The organism is Streptomyces sp. DSM 40868, assembly GCF_011820545.1.
Taxonomy (GTDB): domain Bacteria; phylum Actinomycetota; class Actinomycetes; order Streptomycetales; family Streptomycetaceae; genus Streptomyces; species Streptomyces eurythermus.
Map to the genome: position 1 here is coordinate 548598 of NZ_CP050504.1, position 17887 is coordinate 566484.

Below are 17887 nucleotides of genomic sequence, written 5' to 3' on the forward strand. Positions count from 1 at the left end.
GTGACGGGTCGGCTGGTTCAGGTCAATCACCCCGATCTCCTTGACGATTGATTGACCTTCTCTTTACTTTCGAGTCTTCGGTAAAGGCAGCGCGGCCGCTCGTGGACCCGGTGTCGTACGACAAGGTGATCCGCGAGGCGGTCCGGAAGAACAGGAGACCCGATGGTCAGCACGCCCGGCCCGCCGGTCGCAGCGCACCCGGTCGACGCCGTCGTCGTAGGCGCCGGGCTTTCCGGCCTCTACCAGCTCCACCGGCTGCGGCGGCTCGGCCTGTCGACGGTGGTCCTGGAAGCCGGTGACGACATCGGCGGCACCTGGTACTGGAACCGGTACCCCGGAGCCCGCTGCGACATCGAGAGCATGTCCTACTCCTATTCCTTCTCCCCGGAACTGGACCAGGAGTGGGAGTGGAGCGAGCGTTACGCCTCCCAGCCGGAGATCCTGCGCTACATCCACCACGTCGCCGACCGCTTCGGCCTGCGCGGGGACGTCGTCCTGCGCACCCGGGTCACCCGCGCCGTGTACGACCAGGACAGTCACCTCTGGCAGCTCTCCACGGACACCGGACGGACCGTCACCACGCGGTTCGTCATCCTGGCCACGGGCTGCATGTCGGTCCCCAAGGATCCCGGGATACCCGGCGCCGACAGCTTCACGGGCGCCGTCCACCACACCGCCCGGTGGCCGCGCGAGGACGTCTCCTTCGCCGGCAAGCGGGTCGCCGTGATCGGTACCGGGTGCTCGGGCGTCCAGGCCATCCCCGTCATCGCCGACGAGGCGGCTTCCCTCACCGTCTTCCAGCGCACCCCGGCCTACGTGCTGCCGGCGCACAACCGCCCGCTGCCGTCCGCGGAGACCGCACGGTTCAAGGCCCGCTACCCCGAGTTCCGGCGCGCCCAGCGGCTGTCCCGGGGCGGAACCGTCTTCGAGCCGCCGACCCGGTCGGCCCTGGAGGCGGACGAGAGCGAGCGCACGGCCGCCTACGAGGCCGCCTGGGACGCGGGCTTCCTGAACGGACTGCTGCGCACCTACACCGACATCCTGACCGACGAGAAGGCCAACGAGACCGTGGCGGAGTTCGTCCGTGCCAAGATCCGGTCGATCGTCACCGACCCAAAGACGGCCGAACTGCTCTCCCCGCGCACGTACCCGTTCGCGACCAAGCGCCCCTGTCTGGGCACCGGTTACTACGCCACCTACAACCGGCCGCACGTGACGCTGGTCGACCTGCGCACGACCCCGATCGAGACGATCACGCCCCGGGGCATCCGGACCTCGGACGGGGAGCACGCCCTGGACATGATCGTCTTCGCCACCGGCTTCGACGCCCTGACCGGCTCCCAGCTCGCCATCGACATCGTGGGCAAGGGCGGCGTGACCCTCCGGGACAGGTGGGCGGAGGGTCCCCGGAGCCATCTGGGGCTCGTCTCGGCCGGCTTCCCCAACCTCTTCACCGTACTGGGGCCGCTCAGCCCGTCCGTGCTCACCAACATCGCGGTGTCCCTGGAACAGCAGGTCGACTGGATCACCGACTGCATCGCCCACCTGCGGCGCAACGGCGTCACGGAGATCGACGCCCTCCCGGGCGCGGAGGCGGACTGGGGCGCACACGTGGCCGAGGTCGCCGACCGTACGCTCTACCCGGCGGTGGACTCCTGGTACACGGGAGCTAACGTCCCGGGCAAACCCCGGGTGTTCCTCGCCTACGCGGGCGGGCTGGACCGGTACCGGGAGGAGTGCGACGCCGTCGCCCGCGACGGCTACACGGGCTTCGTCCTCTCCTCCCGCCCCTGAGGGCAACGGCCGTCGGGGCGGGAGCGCGCCTGACCCGTTCGGCGGACGGCGTATCCGTCAGGTGCGGCGGAGCGGGAAGGAAGACGGGTGCACGGCACCGGCCACGGCATCCAGGGAGCACCATGCAGACGTTCCTGCCCGACTCCGACTTCCGGCGCTCCGCCCTGCTCCTGGACCGCCGTCGCCTGGGCAAGCAGCGGGTCGAGGCGCTCCAGGTCCTGCGCGGGCTGACCGTGCCCGGCTACGGCTGGCGCAGGCACCCGGCCGTGCGGATGTGGAGCGGCTACGAGGAGGCCCTGGTCCGCTACGGGCTGGAGATCTGCCGGGTGTGGCGGGAACAGGGGCACCAGGACAGCTGCGCCGCGTCACTGGTCGCCGACTACGCCGGCGCCCACCCCGGCGCTCACGTGCGCGACCAGGCCGCGCTCGCCCGCGCGGGGGAACTGCCGCCATGGCTCGGCGACGCCGCCTTCCACCGCAGCCACCAGTCCGCGCTCGTCCGCAAGGACCCGGAGACCTACGCGGACCTGTTCCCCGGCGTCCCCGACGACCTGCCTTACGTATGGCCGTCCTCGGACCGCGGGGCCGACGGGACGGCCGGCACCCCGCCGGGCCCGTCGGCGCCGTAATGGCTTGCCGCAGTGGGCGGTTCCGACCAGGACGTCCGGCGGGCCCGCGAGAGCGGGGCGGCGTCGCGGGACCCCGGTCTTCTACGGGCGGGTCGGCGCGAGCCCGCGACCGGTGTGTGTCCGGCAGTAGTCGTCGCGGACCGTCCGGTAGCCGGGGAGGCGGACAGCGCTCAGCAGTCGCGCCCATTGCGCCGCGTTCGTCTCGATCCTGCGGGCGACGCGGTCACGGGCGGCCTGGTCGGGGGCGTCGACGAGTTGCCGGGCGTGCTCCCACGCCTGGGCGCGCCAGGACCGGAACAGCTCCCGGCCGGTGAGGCCGGCGATGGGGTTCCACCGGTCGTCGGCGAGGGCGACGATCAGGTCGTAGCGGTCGGCGACGTCCTGGACGGCGGGGCCGTAGGCACGGTCCAGGACCGCCTGGAAGCGGTCGTAGTCGGGCTTGCGCGTGCCCCCTCCGGGACGGGTGAGCCCGAGGGCGGCGAGGACGTACGGCATGTCGCGCTGGATGTGCGCGTTGGCTCCCAGGAGCACGTCCTGCCCGGCGTTGACGTCGGCGGTGCGCGCCGCCGCGAACGCCGCGTGCCAGGCGGCCGGGACGGGGCGTCCCGCACGGTCGGCCTCGTAGGCGTCCAGGTACAGGTTGACGAAGCCGGTGTTGAGGCTGCCGGCGAGCCAGGACGGCTCGTCGAACGGTTCGCCGTGGGCGACCACCGTCTCCAGCGAGCGTTCGAGGTGGACGTAGATGGCGGGGAAGGGGGCACGGTGGTCACAGCCCAGCCGGTCCCGGATCCCCTCCAGGGTGCGGCGCGCGTCCTGCACGCACCGGATGACCGGACCCTGGCACATCAGGGGCCCGGCCGTGACCGGGGCCGGCGTGGCGGCGGAGGCGGTGCCGCCGCTCAGGGCGATGACGGCCGCCATGGCGACGGCCGTCCACCTACGGGCTCCGCGCGGCCGACGGCCCATGGCTCGTCCCTCCCCGTACTGCTGGACGGTGGATGTGTCGCCTGCTGGAACGAGACCGAGGGACGCGAGGTTACGGCCGGCAACGATGGAGGGGAGCCGAGATCCGGCCCCGCGCGTACGGGAACCATGCGGCGGGGAAAGGCGTAGAGAGAGTACGGGACGGCCGTGCGGCACGGGGTCGGGGTGTCGCGGAGTCAGGGGAGGGGCAGGATGCGCGTCACACTTGCCGTGGGCTCGGAGACGGGCGATCACACGGGCGCCACGGACGACCTGTACGCATGACTGCTGGAAGCCCCGGAAGGCTTCTTCGCGACAACCGAGGGCGAACTGGTGACCCGGGGCGCCGGCGGCACCCTCACGTACTGGGACGTCGGCGACCCTTCCGACCCACGTGTGCAGCGCACGGTGGACCTCGTCACCACGGACTCGACCCTCCATCCCTCCCCGGACGGGCGGTACGTGGTGGTGCGGGGTGCTTCCGGTGTCCGGTCCGTCCAGAGCATCGGTCACGAGCGGACACAGGAGCTCGCCTTGCTGGCGGGGGTGGTCGACGTCAGCGTGGCCCACGGGCGGATGGCCGTCACGGTCGCCAAGGACCAGCGGCCCCGGACCGGGCAGGACGCCGAGGAGGAACAGGACACGCTGACCTTCCTGCTCGACCTCGACACGGATCGGCTCTACGACACCCTGTGCGAGGCTGATCCGCAGAGTGTCCCCGAGTCCGCCTGGAAGGACTACTTCCCGCGCCTGCCGTACCGGATGTCCTGCGACCCACCTTCGTAGAGCCGGGGGCCGGGCTCAGGCGACCGATTTCCCCCGAGGTCAGGCGCGGGCCGCTGCCGCGTCGCACGCCCCCGGGGCGACCCCGGGATCCGTCACGCCTGCCTCCCGCATCATCCGCACACAGTTGGCGATGGGGGTGGCCCCGCCCTTGGCGCCCTCGTAGCACGCCTTCTTGCGGGCGTCCCGCAGCTCGTAGTTGTGATGGAGCAGATAGTCGTAGCAGCCTTGGACGCTCTGGACGTTCCGCACCGCCGCGCCGACCGGGGCCGCGGACGCGATGGAAAAGCCGATCAGGGCCGTCCCGGTGAGAGCTGCCGCGGACAGCATGGAGGTCAAGCGCTTCATGTCGTCTCCTGGTCGGGTGTCGCGATGCGCTCCAACACGAGCCTCCCGTATGGGCGGTACGGCCGGTTGGTTCCTTCAGTGCAGCAGCCGTCGACGTCGTCGGCAAGCGCTTCGCGACATCCGACACCGGGTTGGGCGCACCGCCCTTGGGACGACGCTGCTCAGGCGCCCGGTCGGATCACTCCGAGGAGCCCTAACCGCCGAGGCGAGTCTTCTCCTTCTGCGGGAAGCCGACGGACGCGGCGGTGATCATGCGGCTGCCCTTGGCGGTGGGGCCGCCGGTGCCGCCGGGGAGGACCCAGACCGCGCCGGTGGAGAAGTTCTCCTCGGCCGCGCTGACGAAGAGTTCGGGCTTGCCGTCCTTGTTGATGTCACCGACGGCCACGGTGCTGCCGAACGCGTCCTCGGACTCATCGGCGTCAGGGATGTCCGCGGTGTTCTGGTTGAAGGCGTAGGCGCCACCGCCCAGGGCCCCGGTACGGCGGCCGGGGATGACCGTCACCTGCCCGGCGTTTCGCCTGCCCGTGTCCTCCAGCGGGGCGCCGACCACGATCTCCGCCAGTCCGTCCCGGTTCAGATCGGCCACCGTGAGGGCGCCGCCGAAGTTGTCCCCCTTCTCGCTCGCGCCGGGGACACCGGGAGTGTCCTGGGTCAGTTGCACGGGTTTCGCGTCCCGCGCGATGCCGTGCGCCGAGCCGTACCACAGCAGCACCCGGCCGCCGAGCGCGCCGTCGGCTCCCGCCTTGTCCGGCTCGTCCGGGTCACCGACGACGAGATCGGCGTATCCGTCGCCGTTGACGTCCCCGGTGGCCGCGATCAGGCCGTTGCCCTTCTGCTGCTCACCCCCGACGACGGGGTCGATGTACACCGACCCGCCGCTCAGTTCGCTCAGCCGGACGGTGACGACCACCTCGTTCGGGGAGCCCCCTCGGTCGAAATCACCCAGCGCGACGCTTCCGACGCTGGCCGTCTCCCGGTTCTCCACGGCTCGGCCGTAGGTTCCCTTGCTGCTGAACGGCCCTGTGAAGCTCATCGCCCCCTCGTACCCGGCGACGAGCACCTCTGTCTTCTCGCCCGGGCCGGTGCTCAGCGCGGCCACGTCGAGGCCGTAGTAGCTGCCCGCGGTGGTCGCCGGCAGGTCGGTGCCGGAGGTCAGCCCCTTCTTGCCGCCCCACAGGACCGTCACCATGCCGGCGTCCCTACCCCTCGGGGTGTCCTCGTAGGGGGTGGAGACCACCAGGTCCGCGTAGCCGTCCCGGTTCAGGTCGGCCGTCGCGGTGGCGGCACCGAACCCGTCGTCCGTCTCCGCCGCGCCCGGCACCCCCGCGGTGTTCTGTGTGATGGTCGCCCGCCGGGACGTCGACAGCCCCGACTTCGAGCCGTAGAGCACGACGACGGCGCCGGCTCCCGCCTTACCGGCGACGTTCGCCCCGGGCGCGGGCAGCACGGCGTCGCGGTAACCATCGCCGTTGAAATCGCCGGGCACCGCCCCGTGCGCGGCCGCAGCGGGCGTGGCCGACAGCAGCGGAGCGCCCACGACGGCGGCGATCAGGAGCGCCCCCGATCTCCAACCGCCGCGCCAGTGATATCTGTTCACCATGAACCGGATCCCCTCCCACGCGGCGCACCTGGCGTGCGCCGCAGTCAGGGCATCGTAGGGGGCACGCGCGCAGCGGCCCGCAACGGCCCCCCGGCCGGCGCGGTCCATCCAGCTCAGCCTCATCCGTTCCTGATGTGCCGGGCCTCGGCCACGAGTTCGGCAGGCAGCGCGGGACCGGCACACGCGTGATCGATCAGCAGGTTCCGGTACGAGTCGTTCGGCATTTCCCGGGCCAGTTCGATGAGTTCGCTCAGATCGGCGACCGAGCCGGTCAGCCGTGCACGGTAGGCGGCCCCGGCCGCGCGCAGGGAGAGCTCGGCCGGCTCGTGCCGCAGGCCCTGATCGACCAGCCGGACCGCGGAGGTGAAGTCGCCCTGCTCCGCATGCACATCGGCCAGGTCGAGACAGAGCGACCAGTTGGCCGGTTCCAGGGCGAGAGCCCGCTCGAACGCCGCCACGGTCTGCTGGTAATCACCCACCTTGCGCCACGTGCCCGCTCGCACGACTTCCGTCAGCATGATCCGTTCGACGGAGTCCGCCTGGTCGCACAGGGCGAACGAGGCATCGGTGAGACCGCACGCCCGCAGCAGGATCGCCATCTTGGCCAACGCCTCCGGCAACGGCTCGCGGGCAGACACCACGTCGACGGCTTGGAACCAGGGCCGAAATCGTTCCCGCATGGTTTCGGTGTCGAGATCGTGGCCGTAGTCCATCGTCCGCATCGCGGCCTCGGCCAGCGCGTCGGCACTCACCGCACCGAGGAATCGTTCGTCGCCGAACCAGGGGGCGTCGGCCCAGGCGATGTCGGGTCGCACACCCGTGACCGATCCCATCGCCAGCGCCGCGCCGTCCATGTCGCCCCGAAGGAAGTTGACGTACGACTGCGCCAGTACGGTCCTCAAGGAGTCGGCCCCCTGGACGACCTCGGCCAGTTCCGACGGCTTGACCCTCCACAACTCGGCAAGGGCCGCGTACGGTTCGGGGTTCCCAGGTGCGGAGGCCATGGCACCCGCCAGATAGTGCACGGCTGCCGACGGACTGCCCCCGCAGTGCGCCATCACCCGGGCGAGACCTACTCCGGCCGCTACGGCCTGATTCGACATCTTCCCAGGATATCCCCGGTCCGGACGCTGCCGGCCGTCCCCCATGGCTCGCCGGACCGATGCGCTCGGGCATCGGTCACGCCCGAACACTTCAGATGTCGCACTTCTGACCTATATACAGAAAGAAGCGGACTGGACACGAAAGGTAGTCAAATTCCGGTCCGGTTCCGCTTGTTCATACGGAAGGATTGTCCTTGCCCTTCATGGCACCAGGCCGCACCAGGCCCCCGTAGCGGCTTTCCGTGGGCCGCTGGAAGGAGGAACGAAATGGACAACCAGGAAGTGACGGGTGAGGAGTACGAGTCCCCGATGATGGTCGAACTCGGGGAGTTCGCCGAGCTGACGAACGGCATCGGTTCCCGGACCTGGGACAGCATCTGGCTGTGGGACTGAGGCCCTGGCCGTGCCGGACACGCACGAGCCGGGCGGTGAGGGCGAGTTCGTCATCCTTCCCGATTGCGACGGCGTCCTCTCCCCCACCGTCCCGGGCACCGGGGTCCTGGCCACTCATCCGTCGGGACGGCCGCTGATCATCGGCGCGCTCCACGGCGACCGGCTCCTGGTGAGCCGTACCCCTGCGGGAACCGTCGCGGTGCTGGGTTTCTGCCCGGTGGACCGGCGCCTGCTGGAGAGCCGCCTGGCCGGCTCACGGACGCCGGCGGACATGCAGAGGGCCGCCTCGGGGCTCCCCGGCAGCCATCATGTCGTCGTCTCGTCCGGCGGAACGGTCCGCGCCTGGGGCACGTTGGCCCACACCCGACGGCTCTTCTACGACACGGAGGCGCGGGCGGCGAATCGCGCGGACCTCCTGGCCGCCGGCGCCACCGCGCTGGACGAGACCGCACTGGCCCTGCGGCTGCTCCTCCCCGGCGTGCCGCACCCGCTGTCGGAGACGACCGTGTGGCAGGGTGTCCGGTCGCTGCCCGGGGACCACTTCCTCGAACTGACCCCGGACGGCAGGGCACGCACCGGGCGGCGATGGAGTCCGCCCGACCCCGAGTTGACGCGGTCCCAGGCCGCAGTCCTGCTGCGTGAGGCTCTGTCCACCGCCGTGCACGCCCGAGTCGAGACGGGCGGCGCGGTCGTCAGTTGCGACCTGTCCGGCGGGCTCGACTCCACCCCGGTCGCCTATCTGGCGTGGCAGCGGGCGCCCCGGCTCGTCGCCCTCACCCTCACCGGTCTCACCAGTGAGGACGACGACACGGCAGCGGCGGTGCGGGCCGCCGGTCACATGCCGGGAGCCGACCACAGGCTGATCGGCGTGGACGGACTGCCCCATGCCCTGGAAGGGCTCTTCGACACCCGCCCCCGCCACGACGAGCCGTTCCAGGGCCTGCAAAGCGCGCGCTTCCTGGAAATGGCGCGCCTCGCCCGGTCGGCGGGCTCCCGGCTGCACCTGACGGGCCACGGCGGTGACGAGGTCCTGACAGCGCCGCCGTCGTACGTGCACACGCTGATCCGGCAACACCCCTTGTCGGCCCTCAACCACCTGTACGGACAGAGGGGATTGCGGCGGTGGTCGGTGCGGCAGACCTGGCAGCTGGTCGGCGACCGCCGCTCGTACGGGGCATGGCTGGCGCACAGCGCCCGGCACCTGCGTTCGCCGATGCCCGGCCAGTGGCGCGTTCCCCCGCCGCTCTGGCACCAGGCCCTGCGGCTTCCCCCGTGGATCACCGCGCGGGCCGCACAGGCGGTCTCGGACGCCCTGACCGACGCGGCCCGCCAGGCCCGGCCGTTGGCCGAGACCCGTACCCAGCACCTGGCCCTGGAGAACATCAGGACGTCCGGCCGGATCGCCCGGCTGGTCGACCAGCTGACGGCCGAGGCAGGAGTGCACACCGCCACGCCCTACCTCGACGACCGCGTGGTGGAGATCTGCCTGGCGACCCGCCCCGAGGAACGTTCCAGTCCCTGGGAGTTCAAACCGCTCCTGCGGGAGGCCCTGGCCCGGACCGTGCCCCACGGAATGCTCCAGCGTTCCACGAAGAACGACATGGCCGAGGACGTCCACACCGGCCTGCGCGGTCAGCGACGCAGGCTCGCGGCGCTGTGCGAGGACTCGCGGCTGGCCCGGATGGGACTGATCGACGCCGGGGAACTGCGACAGGCGTGCCTGGCCCCGCAGCGGCCAGGTCCCCTGCCGGCTGCCCTCATCCTGACGCTGAACTGCGAATCCTGGCTGCGTGGCCGTGTGTCCCCCACGCCTCGCAGCATCGTCGGCGGCACCGTGACCGGCGGGCCCGGCCCGTGACACACCTACCGGAGGAACAAGGTGAGGAAAGCGAGAGGTGCGGCCCTGGCGCGGCCCGGCGATCAGCCGCCCCTGACTCCGGGGCGGCATCTGTGCGCGGTACTGGCCGTCGGCGCGGCACGCCTCCTGACGCGCCGGCCACCCCATGACGTGCGGCGCGTGCTGACCCGCCTGGCCAGGGGAGCGAGACCGGCGACCTACGACGAGGCGGAGGCGGCGCGAGCGGCGGTGCTCAGGGTGAGCGTCATGTGCGCAGGTGACGGCTGTCTCCAGCGGTCCGTGGCCATCGCCCTGCTGTGCCGTGTGCGGGGCGCGTGGCCGACGTGGCGGGTCGGGGTCCGTACGATGCCTTTCCGCGCGCACGCCTGGGTGGAGGCGGAGGGGACCGCGGTCGGGGAAAGCACCGACACCGCTCTCTGGCGGCCACTGATCACGGTCGAAAGCAACTCCTCGGCCGAGGAGAGCCCTTCATGACACGCAGAGCACGACTGCAGCCGCACGTGACGACCGTCGCGACCGACGACGGGCTGGTCCTGCTGGACGAGCGCCGCGGACGGTACTGGCAGCTGAACACCACCGCGGCGGCGATCCTGGAGCACCTCGCCCGGGGGGCGGACCCACGCACGACCGCGGAGCATCTGGTGTCCCGTTACTGCATCGGACGCGAACAGGCGGAATCCGACGTCCACACCTTCCTCGAACAACTCCGCTCCGCCGGCCTCCTGGACTCCACCCCCGACACCGACCGGCCCACCGGATAACAGCGACCCGGCCCGAACCCCCAAGGCCGGCCCACCTCATTCAAATCGTCTTGCCGCCAGGGACGCAGCTTCACATCCCCTGCGAGCCGGAACACGAGTTGTCCGCTCCGGCTCATCCGGCCCGCGGGCACCACGGCAGGTGTCGAAGAGATCATCGGGGCATCATGCCACCGGGGACCTGTCACTCGGCGGCCCACCGGGGACCGCCCGTTGGCGAGTGGGCCCGGCCCGGGGAATGGTGGACCAGAAGGCAGGGCCGGGGAAGACGGGCGGATACCACCGTGTCCCATGCGCTCAATGGGCTCGGCAAGGTCGACCCCGGACGAGGGAGCGCATCCGGCAGGTCGCGGCCGATCTCGGTTACCGGCCCGATCTCCGGGCACAGCGGCTGCGGCGCGGGCAGGCGAAGGTGATCGCACTCGCCTCCTCGATGCCGTTCGCGGTGGCGGGCGGGCCGTCCCGGCTCGGATTCTGCATGGAGGTCGTGGCGGCCGCCGCGGAGCGCGCCCTGCTGCACGACTACGCGCTCGTGCTCGTACCGCCCGTGCAATCGGGCTCGGCGCTGTACTTCCGTCGGCATCGACGGGGCCATCGTGGTCGAGCCGGACGTCGAGGACGCGGCGGCCCGGCTACGTGAGCGCGGGCTGCCGTACGTGGCGCTCGGCCGGCCGGTGTCCCCCGAGGAGGACACCCCGTACGTCGATCTGCGCGGCCGGCTGGTGGCGGAGCTGCTGCTGCGGCACCTGCGCGAGCAGGGCGCCGTCCGGCCGGCCGGCTCCGACCACCCGCCTCGGGAAGCGTCCGGCACCCAGTTTCGGAACGGTCAGGAAGGCCGGGGTCCCGCGGCGCGGCGGAGCCGGTTGGCGACCGCGAGTCCCAGTCCCTCCTCCGCCGGCAGGGACGCCACGATGAGGTCGCACCCCCGCTGGTCGAGCTCGCGCAGGAGCCCGTACAGCCCGCGCGCGTAGTCGGCCATCGAATCGGGGACGGTCTCCACGACGTGCGTCTTCACCGAGGCGCCGGCGAGCGCGGCGGGAAGCAGGACACCCACCCGATGTCCCAGCTCCTGGGCTTGCTCCGCCTCGGCGACGACCTTCTCCGGCTCGACGAGGACGACCCGCGCACGCGGCGCGTAGTGCGACGGGTGCTGGCCGGGCACCCGCACATGGCTCGTGGCGGGGACGGCGACCGGGCGCCCCAGCACCGCTTCGAGGTCCTCGCGGGTCACCCCGCCGGGCCTGAGGATGCTCGGGACCTCGCCCGTGGCGTCGACGATGGTCGACTCGACGCCGACCTCGCAGGGGCCGCCGTCGAGCACGAAGTCGACGCCCTCGCCGAGCTCCGCGCGGACGTGGTGCGCCGTGGTGGGGCTGACCGAGCCGAAGCGGTTGGCGGACGGCGCCGTGACACCGCCGCCGAAGGCCGCCAGCAGCGCGAGTGCCACGGGGTGGTCGGGCACGCGCACGGCCACCGTCTCCAGGCCGCCGGTCGCTTCCAGAGGCACCCGCCGGCCGCGCCGCAGGACCAGGGTCAGGGGCCCCGGCCAGAAGTGCTCGGCCAGCAGGCGCGCCGTCGCGGGCACCTCTTCGACCCACTCGTCCAGATGCTCCGCGCCACCGATGTGGACGATCAGCGGGTGGGTGGGCGGGCGCCCCTTGACCTGGAAGATGCGCGAGACGGCGGCGGGGTCTTCGGCGTTGGCGCCCAGACCGTAGACGGTCTCCGTCGGGAGGGCCACCAGGCCCCCGGCGCGCAGCACCTCGGCCGCCTTCTCGATGTCACTGGTTGTTGCCTTCACGCCGGCAATTCTCTCACCGCTCCGCCGGGCCCGGCCGACGGCACCGCGTGACCCCTGTCTCGACATGTCCGGGTCACGCGGTGCCGTGGCTCCGCCGGGGCGGTCCCGGTGCGGAGCGAGTGATCAGAAGGGCTTGGTCGGCAGGTACTTGCCGTCCAGGGTGATGACCGCGCGCTCGCCGCCCTCGGGGTCGGCGACCTTCTTCACGTCGAGCTTGAAGTTGATCGCGGAGATGATGCCGTCACCGAACTGCTCGTGGACGAGTGCCTTCAGGGTGGTGCCGTAGACCTGGAGCATTTCGTGGAAGCGGTAGATCGTCGGGTCGGAGGGGATGCCGCCGGGGATGGAGCCGCGGGTGGGGATGGTCTGCAGGAGCATCACCGCCTCCTCATCCAGGTCCAGCAGCTCGGCGACGGCCTCGGCCGGTTCTTCCGGCAGGGCGTGCTGGCCGAGCACGGCGGCGGTGGTGAAGGCCACCGACAGACCGGAGGCCTCGGCGATCCGTTCCCAGGACAGGTTCTTGCGCGTCTTGGCCTCGACCGCCTTCACGGCGAGGGCCTGACGGGCGGCGGGGTCGAACTGGGCGTGCACCATGAGAATCACGTTCCTTACGGGATTGTCGCGGGGAATCCGCGAGAAAGGGGAGGTCAGGACGCCAGGGCGGTCGGGTGACCGGTGGGGGTGAGGACGTCGACGCGGCCGGTGGGGATGTCGTAGACCCAGCCGTGCGGGGTGAGCGTCCGCTCCGCCAGGGCGCGGGCGACCGAGGGGTGGGTGGCCAGGTTGGCCAGTTGCGCGAGCACGTTGTGCCGTACCAGCGCGTCGACGTCGCCGGCCCGTGCGGCACGGGCCTGGGAGGCGTCGGCATGCCGCAGCCAGCCGGCGATCGCCTGGGTGCCGGACAGGTCGTGGCGCCGGGCGAGGGCGGTCATCGCGCCGCACGCCGAATGGCCGCACACCACGACGTCCCGGACGCCCAGGACCGCCACGGCGTACTCGACGCTCGCCGCTACCCCGTCCGGGCAGGGGCCGTGGGCGGGCACGAGGTTGCCGGCGGTGCGGACGACGAACAGCTCGCCCGGCTCACTGCCGGTGATCAGCTCCGGGACGACACGGGCGTCCGAGCAGCTGATGAACAGGGTGTGCGGGCTGTGCCGGCCGGCCAAGCGGGCGAAGAGGCCCTCCTTGGCCGGGAAGACGTCCCGCTGGAACCGCGCGACACCCTCGGCTAGATCATGCACGGGGTCACTTCCCTTCACATCGGATCACTCCCTTGAACGGGATCGCCGCCCCTACCGGGCCGGCGCATCCCACCCTGCACGACCGGCTGCTATAGCGTCCAAGACTTGCTGGGCCTAGCCCCTATAGCTGTCACCTATAGTCACGTTCATGGCCTTGGAACTGCGTCATCTGCGCTATCTGCTCGCCGTGGCGGAGAACGGCACCTTCACCCGCGCCGCCGAAGAGCTGCACATCTCCCAGCCCACGCTCTCCCAGCAGATCAAGCAGCTCGAACGGTTGCTGGGGGCGCAGCTGCTGGACCGCACCGGCCGTAGCGTGCGCCTGACGGACGCCGGCGAGGCGTACGCCCACCACGCCCGCCGTGCCCTGCGCGACCTCGCCGCGGCCGAGCGGGCCGTCCACGACGTGCGGGACCTGACCCGCGGCCATCTGCGCCTCGCCGTCACCCCCACCTTCACCGCGTACCTCACCGGCCCGCTCGCCGCCGAGCTCCACAGCCGCCACCCCGGCGTCACCCTGACCCTGCGGGAGATGACCCAGGACCGCATCGAGGCCGGTCTGCTCGCCGACGAGATCGACCTCGGCATCGCCTTCACCGGAACCCACCTGCCCGGCATCACCGCCACCGAACTGTTCACCGAGGCCCTCACCTTGGTCACCAGCGCCCGTCACGGCGCCGACGATCACCGCGCACTGCCCGTGGAGAACCTGGCCCGGATGCAACTGGCCCTGCTCACCGGCGACTTCGCCACCCGTACCCACATCGACGACTACTTCGTCCGGCACGGCATCAGCCCCCGCACGGCGGTGGAGGCCAATTCCATCCAGGCCCTGACCGCGATCGTCCAGCGCACCACGCTGGCCACCGTCCTGCCCGACGCCATCGCCCACGACCACCCCCACCTCACCCTCATCCCCCTCGACCCGCCCCTGCCGGTGCGCACCGTCGCGCTCCTCACCCGTACCGACGCCTACCAGAGCGCCGCCGCGCGCGCCTTCACCGACCTCACCCACGACCTCGTCCGCACGCGTGGGTGAGGTCCATGGCCGACGGGGGTGATCCCGGCGGGTGCCGGGCCGGGGTCACCGGGCCTGGTCACAGACGGCGGCCGGGGGGCTTTCCAGGACCGTGGCGTTTTATGCGCCGGCCGACGGATTCCCTTCTTTCGTGTGCACGCGCCCGGTTTTCCGCGCCGGGGCGACAGGGGCGTGCCGATAGTGGTCGGGCCGCAGGGCCGGGATCCGCCGGCGTCCGCCGGGCGGCTCCTCAACGCTCCCGACAGCCCTTCGGTCATCCGTCGAACCGCTCTTCCGTCGTAAGGGGACACACCATGCCCACCACCGAGGCGAACGACCGCGTCCAGCTCGTCTTCTCCCTGTTCGACGCCGACGGCAACGGCGTCCTCGAAGCGGACGACTTCGAGCTGATGGGCACCCGGGTCATCGCGGCGGTGCCCGAGGCCGGCGACAGCGCGAAGAGCAGGCTGCTCGACGCCTTCCGCCGCTACTGGCAGACACTCGTCCGGGAGCTGGACGCCGACGGTGACGGGCGCGTCAGCCCCGAGGAGTTCACCGCGGTCGTGCTCGACCCGGAGCGGTTCGACGCCACGGTCGACGAGTTCGCGGACGCCCTCGCCACCATCGGCGACCCGGACGGTGACGGATTCGTCGAACGCGCGCACTTCACCGCCCTGATGACGGCCATCGGATTCCAACGCCCCAACATCGAGGCCCTGTTCGGCGCCTTCCAGCCCGTCGACGGCGACCGCGTCTCCGTGACCACCTGGGCGGACGGCATCAGGGACTACTACCGTCCGGAGAAGTCCGGCATCCCCGGCGACCACCTCACCGCGGGCACCGTCCGATGAACCTCCCCCAAGTGGTCGCTCCCGCAGGGGAATCGGGCACCGAGCGGCCCGTTGTCGGGCTGGCGGTGGGCCGGGGTACCGGGCCCGAGGTCGCGGACGTCTTCGAGCGGGTGCTCGGCGCGTTGACCGCCGGGCTTCCGCACGGCGTGGCGATCGAGCGCTCCCCCCGCCTCTACCACTCGTACCGGTCGCTGCGCGCCGAAGGGGACGTGGCCAGGATCCAGGCGCTGACCGCCGAGGACGCGGACCACTACGAGCGGTTCTGCCGCACCCTGGCCGCGCGGGGCGTCCGGGCGGTCTTCCGCACCGCCGTCAACGCCCAGTCGCTCTACCTCGTCCGGCAGCGGCTGCGCTCCGTGAAGGTCGATCTCCTCACCGGCGCCGGCCGCTCGCTGCTGCTGGTGCGGGACCAGGCCCAGGGGTTCTACACCGGGGACAACCGGCACACGCCGGGCGAGGTCACCCGGACCATGACCTTCAGCCGGGAGATCACCGAGGCCGTGGTCACGTACGCCCTGCGCCGGGCCCGGCGCGAGTGGCCGGACGGACCGCCCGACCGCATCGTCATGGCCTACAAGTTCCACCTGCTGGACGGCGCCCTCGACACCTGGGTGGCCGGACTCGCGGACCGGCTCGGCATACGCGTCGACCTGTTCCAGCCGGACACGGTCAACCGTGATCTGATCACCCACGGGCTGCCCGACCGGGCGGTGATCGTCGCCGGGAACGAGTGGGCCGACATCATGCACGTCATGCTGCTCGACCGGTTCGGCAACGACCGGCAGGAGAGCCGCTGCACCGAGAACGTCTGCCTCGATCCCGGGCTGTCCGGCCTGGTCGAGTACCAGACGGTCCACGGATCCGCCGACGACCTGGCCGGCCGGGACCTCGTCAACCCGGTGGCGACGATCCGCGCCGCGGCGCTCGTCGCGGAACGCCACGCCGGGTGCCCCGGAGCGGTACGGGCCACCGAGCAGGCCCTGCGCGCCCTGGACGAGCGGGGCGTACGCACCCCGGACCTCGGCGGGCGGCACTCCACCAGCGCCGTGGTCGACGCCCTGCTCCCCCTGCTCGACGCCTCCCGAACCGGCGGGGCCCCGAAGGGCGACGCCCTGGTCGGCGGGTCATGACCGGCGCGGAACCGGACCGGACGGCCCTGCTCGTCGTGGACCTGCAGAACGACTTCTGCGCCGGCCCGGCGGCCCTGGCCCGCTTCGGCAAGGACATGGCCGTGCTGGAACGGGCCGTCGCCGGCTGTGTCCGGGCGGTGGCCCGGGCGCGCGAGACGGGCGTGGAGGTGCTCTTCGTACGCTTCGTCGGCGACCCCGAACACCAGGGCCCCGCCTGGCGGTTGCGGGACCGTACGCTCGGCAAGCGGCCCAAGTGCCTGGAGGGCTCATGGGGCGCGCGGTTCCACGCCGTCGTCCCGGCCCCGGATGAACGGGTGTTCACCAAACGCGCCTGCTTCGACGCCTTCCTGTCCGACGGCTTCGAGGAGTACCTCGGCGCGCGGGGCGTGAGCCATGTGGTCCTCGCCGGGCTGTACGCGGACGTGTGCGTGGACACCACCGCCCGCACGGCGTTCCAGAAGGGCTTCCACGTGACCGTCCTGACGGACTGCACGGCCGCGCTGCACCTGCCGTACGACGCGGTGCTGAGGTTCATGCGGCTCGTCTACGGCGCCCGGACCATCACCGCGGACGACCCCCGGGCGTGGACCGCGCCGGTGTACCGAGCCGAGGAGGAGACGTGCGCGCGGCCGCCGCGGTGAACCCCGCCGTCGCGGCGGGTGTGGGCCGCACGGCCCTGCTGGTGGCCGCGGCCCGGGCCATCGAGACCCATCGCCCCGACGCCCTGGCCCGGGACCCGTTCGCGGAGCACTTCGTGCGCGCCGCGCCGGCCTCGGCCGGCTGGCCGGTCCGCCCGGACCAGGTGCCCGCCGGCGAGGCCGACCCGCTGTGGGGCCGGCTCGGGCGGTACTTCGGCCTGCGCACCCGCGTCCTGGACGACCACCTGCTCCGCGCGGCACGCCAGGGCGTCCGGCAGGTGGTCCTGCTGGGGGCGGGCCTGGACTGCCGGGCGTTCCGGCTCGACTGGCCGCCGGGCTGTGTGGTCCTCGAGGTGGACACCGCCGGGATGCTGACGTTCAAACAAGCGGTGCTCGACCGGGTCGGCGCCGCCCCCACGGCCCGGCGCCGGGTCCTCGCGGCCGATCTCCGGCTCGACTGGTCCGAGGCTCTGCGGGCGGCGGGTTTCGACGCCGCCGCGCCCACCGCGTGGCTCGCCGAGGGGCTGCTGCTCTACCTCCCGGCGGCGGCCGAGCGCCGCCTCGTGGCCACGGTCGACCGGCTGAGCGCCCCGGGCAGTTCCCTGGCGTACGAGGTGAAACCGGGCGTCGAGGCACCGCGGGTACGGGCCAGTCCGGTCTACGCCGCCGCCCGGCAGCGGGCCGGCATCGACCTGCTCTCCCTGTTCGACGGCGGGCCACGTCCCGACACGGCGGGTGATCTCACCGCGCGCGGCTGGACGGTGACCGCCCGCACGCCGTACGACTTCACCGCCGTACACGGCCGTGGCCCCCGCCCCGAACCGGACGACGCCTTGGCGGCCAACCGCTGGTGCTTCGCCACCCGTGGTGAGGAAGTCCGCGGTCGTGGCCGGTCCCGTCCCGCCGAGCACGGCGACGACGGGGCCGCTGCGGCAGCCCGCCGACGGTGACCGGCTGCCAGGAGACGACGGCGCTCGTA

Annotated in this window: 20 protein-coding genes; 12 read left to right on the forward strand and 8 right to left on the reverse strand. The window is 72.1% G+C overall.

Annotated features, from left to right (window positions below; genetic code table 11):
• Positions 1–162: 162 nt before the first annotated feature.
• Together HB370_RS02485 and HB370_RS02490 are read left to right on the forward strand one after the other, a co-directional pair.
• A complete protein-coding gene (locus HB370_RS02485) occupies positions 163–1794 on the forward strand; it encodes an NAD(P)/FAD-dependent oxidoreductase (RefSeq protein WP_030776580.1) in 1632 nt (543 codons plus the stop codon).
• 122 nt (positions 1795–1916) lie between these two features.
• On the forward strand, positions 1917–2423 hold the full coding sequence (locus HB370_RS02490; protein WP_030776577.1) for an MSMEG_6728 family protein: 507 nt from the start codon (positions 1917–1919) through the stop codon (positions 2421–2423).
• Positions 2424–2504: 81 nt separating this feature from the next.
• Here HB370_RS02490 and HB370_RS02495 read toward each other — a convergent pair whose 3' ends face one another.
• Entirely contained in the window at positions 2505–3389 is an 885-nt protein-coding gene (locus tag HB370_RS02495) for a DUF5995 family protein (RefSeq protein ID WP_157855534.1), read from the reverse strand.
• 330 nt (positions 3390–3719) lie between these two features.
• On the opposite strand from HB370_RS02495, the gene HB370_RS02500 reads away from it, so the two are divergent.
• Positions 3720–4172: a hypothetical protein gene (locus HB370_RS02500; protein ID WP_030776573.1), complete on the forward strand. Its 453-nt coding sequence runs from the start codon at positions 3720–3722 to the stop codon at positions 4170–4172.
• A gap of 39 nt (positions 4173–4211) precedes the next feature.
• Here HB370_RS02500 and HB370_RS02505 read toward each other — a convergent pair whose 3' ends face one another.
• From HB370_RS02505 to HB370_RS02515, 3 genes are all read right to left on the reverse strand, one after another.
• The gene (locus tag HB370_RS02505; RefSeq protein ID WP_030776570.1) at positions 4212–4517 is read right to left on the reverse strand and encodes a hypothetical protein; all 306 of its coding nucleotides are present in this window, start codon (positions 4515–4517) and stop codon (positions 4212–4214) included.
• 193 nt (positions 4518–4710) lie between these two features.
• Entirely contained in the window at positions 4711–6117 is a 1407-nt protein-coding gene (locus HB370_RS02510; RefSeq protein WP_030776566.1) for an FG-GAP and VCBS repeat-containing protein, read from the reverse strand.
• 119 nt (positions 6118–6236) lie between these two features.
• Complete coding sequence (locus tag HB370_RS02515) at positions 6237–7220, reverse strand: tetratricopeptide repeat protein (RefSeq protein ID WP_030776564.1); 984 nt, start codon at positions 7218–7220, stop codon at positions 6237–6239.
• Between the two features lie 267 nt (positions 7221–7487).
• Here HB370_RS02515 and HB370_RS02520 point away from each other — a divergent pair, with 267 nt between their 5' ends.
• The 4 genes from HB370_RS02520 to HB370_RS02535 are packed head-to-tail and all read left to right on the forward strand — an operon-like array spanning position 7488 to position 10232.
• Positions 7488–7613, forward strand: coding sequence for a lasso RiPP family leader peptide-containing protein (locus HB370_RS02520; protein WP_106980566.1), 126 nt, complete (start codon positions 7488–7490; stop codon positions 7611–7613).
• 10 nt (positions 7614–7623) lie between these two features.
• A complete protein-coding gene (locus HB370_RS02525) occupies positions 7624–9471 on the forward strand; it encodes an asparagine synthase-related protein (RefSeq protein ID WP_051815273.1) in 1848 nt (615 codons plus the stop codon).
• A gap of 21 nt (positions 9472–9492) precedes the next feature.
• Positions 9493–9945, forward strand: a complete 453-nt coding sequence (locus HB370_RS02530; RefSeq protein WP_342450955.1) for a lasso peptide biosynthesis B2 protein — start codon at positions 9493–9495, stop codon at positions 9943–9945.
• Positions 9942–10232 carry a lasso peptide biosynthesis PqqD family chaperone gene (locus tag HB370_RS02535; RefSeq protein WP_030776557.1) on the forward strand — a complete coding sequence of 97 codons (291 nt, stop codon included), beginning with the start codon at positions 9942–9944 and terminating at the stop codon, positions 10230–10232. Before HB370_RS02530 ends, HB370_RS02535 begins: the two co-directional genes overlap by 4 nt.
• 629 nt (positions 10233–10861) lie before the next feature.
• On the opposite strand, the gene HB370_RS41325 is transcribed toward HB370_RS02535, so the two are convergent.
• From HB370_RS41325 to HB370_RS02555, 4 genes are all read right to left on the reverse strand, one after another.
• On the reverse strand, positions 10862–11017 hold the full coding sequence (locus HB370_RS41325) for a hypothetical protein (RefSeq protein ID WP_208974368.1): 156 nt from the start codon (positions 11015–11017) through the stop codon (positions 10862–10864).
• A 38-nt stretch (positions 11018–11055) separates the two neighbouring features.
• On the reverse strand, positions 11056–12030 hold the full coding sequence (locus tag HB370_RS02545; protein WP_030776555.1) for an L-threonylcarbamoyladenylate synthase: 975 nt from the start codon (positions 12028–12030) through the stop codon (positions 11056–11058).
• A 123-nt stretch (positions 12031–12153) separates the two neighbouring features.
• Positions 12154–12624, reverse strand: a complete 471-nt coding sequence (cynS, locus tag HB370_RS02550; protein WP_030776551.1) for a cyanase — start codon at positions 12622–12624, stop codon at positions 12154–12156.
• A gap of 53 nt (positions 12625–12677) precedes the next feature.
• Positions 12678–13271 carry a carbonic anhydrase gene (locus tag HB370_RS02555; RefSeq protein ID WP_030776549.1) on the reverse strand — a complete coding sequence of 198 codons (594 nt, stop codon included), beginning with the start codon at positions 13269–13271 and terminating at the stop codon, positions 12678–12680.
• A 148-nt stretch (positions 13272–13419) separates the two neighbouring features.
• On the opposite strand from HB370_RS02555, the gene cynR reads away from it, so the two are divergent.
• The 5 genes from cynR to HB370_RS02580 all read left to right on the forward strand — a co-directional run bounded on the left by cynR (position 13420) and on the right by HB370_RS02580 (position 17858).
• A complete protein-coding gene (gene cynR, locus HB370_RS02560; RefSeq protein WP_030776546.1) occupies positions 13420–14310 on the forward strand; it encodes a transcriptional regulator CynR in 891 nt (296 codons plus the stop codon).
• 293 nt (positions 14311–14603) lie between these two features.
• Positions 14604–15140 carry an EF-hand domain-containing protein gene (locus HB370_RS02565; RefSeq protein ID WP_030776543.1) on the forward strand — a complete coding sequence of 179 codons (537 nt, stop codon included), beginning with the start codon at positions 14604–14606 and terminating at the stop codon, positions 15138–15140.
• Between the two features lie 11 nt (positions 15141–15151).
• The gene (locus HB370_RS02570; RefSeq protein ID WP_244405368.1) at positions 15152–16270 is read left to right on the forward strand and encodes an isocitrate/isopropylmalate family dehydrogenase; all 1119 of its coding nucleotides are present in this window, start codon (positions 15152–15154) and stop codon (positions 16268–16270) included.
• The gene (locus tag HB370_RS02575) at positions 16267–16911 is read left to right on the forward strand and encodes a cysteine hydrolase (protein WP_030776539.1); all 645 of its coding nucleotides are present in this window, start codon (positions 16267–16269) and stop codon (positions 16909–16911) included. The genes HB370_RS02570 and HB370_RS02575 overlap by 4 nt, the downstream gene beginning before the upstream one ends.
• Complete coding sequence (locus HB370_RS02580) at positions 16890–17858, forward strand: class I SAM-dependent methyltransferase (RefSeq protein WP_208974369.1); 969 nt, start codon at positions 16890–16892, stop codon at positions 17856–17858. Before HB370_RS02575 ends, HB370_RS02580 begins: the two co-directional genes overlap by 22 nt.
• The last annotated feature ends 29 nt before the right edge of the window (positions 17859–17887 follow it).

Excerpts from the sequence above, each read along its gene's own strand:
- HB370_RS02485 (WP_030776580.1), top strand. The coding sequence starts at position 163 with ATGGTCAGCACGCCCGGCCCGCCGGTCGCAGCGCACCCGGTCGACGCC.
- HB370_RS02490 (WP_030776577.1), top strand. The coding sequence starts at position 1,917 with ATGCAGACGTTCCTGCCCGACTCCGACTTCCGGCGCTCCGCCCTGCTC.
- HB370_RS02495 (WP_157855534.1), bottom strand. The coding sequence starts at position 3,389 with ATGGGCCGTCGGCCGCGCGGAGCCCGTAGGTGGACGGCCGTCGCCATG.
- HB370_RS02505 (WP_030776570.1), bottom strand. The coding sequence starts at position 4,517 with ATGAAGCGCTTGACCTCCATGCTGTCCGCGGCAGCTCTCACCGGGACG.
- HB370_RS02510 (WP_030776566.1), bottom strand. The coding sequence starts at position 6,117 with ATGGTGAACAGATATCACTGGCGCGGCGGTTGGAGATCGGGGGCGCTC.
- HB370_RS02515 (WP_030776564.1), bottom strand. The coding sequence starts at position 7,220 with ATGTCGAATCAGGCCGTAGCGGCCGGAGTAGGTCTCGCCCGGGTGATG.
- HB370_RS02520 (WP_106980566.1), top strand. The coding sequence starts at position 7,488 with ATGGACAACCAGGAAGTGACGGGTGAGGAGTACGAGTCCCCGATGATG.
- HB370_RS02535 (WP_030776557.1), top strand. The coding sequence starts at position 9,942 with ATGACACGCAGAGCACGACTGCAGCCGCACGTGACGACCGTCGCGACC.
- cynS (WP_030776551.1), bottom strand. The coding sequence starts at position 12,624 with ATGGTGCACGCCCAGTTCGACCCCGCCGCCCGTCAGGCCCTCGCCGTG.
- cynR (WP_030776546.1), top strand. The coding sequence starts at position 13,420 with ATGGCCTTGGAACTGCGTCATCTGCGCTATCTGCTCGCCGTGGCGGAG.
- HB370_RS02565 (WP_030776543.1), top strand. The coding sequence starts at position 14,604 with ATGCCCACCACCGAGGCGAACGACCGCGTCCAGCTCGTCTTCTCCCTG.
- HB370_RS02575 (WP_030776539.1), top strand. The coding sequence starts at position 16,267 with ATGACCGGCGCGGAACCGGACCGGACGGCCCTGCTCGTCGTGGACCTG.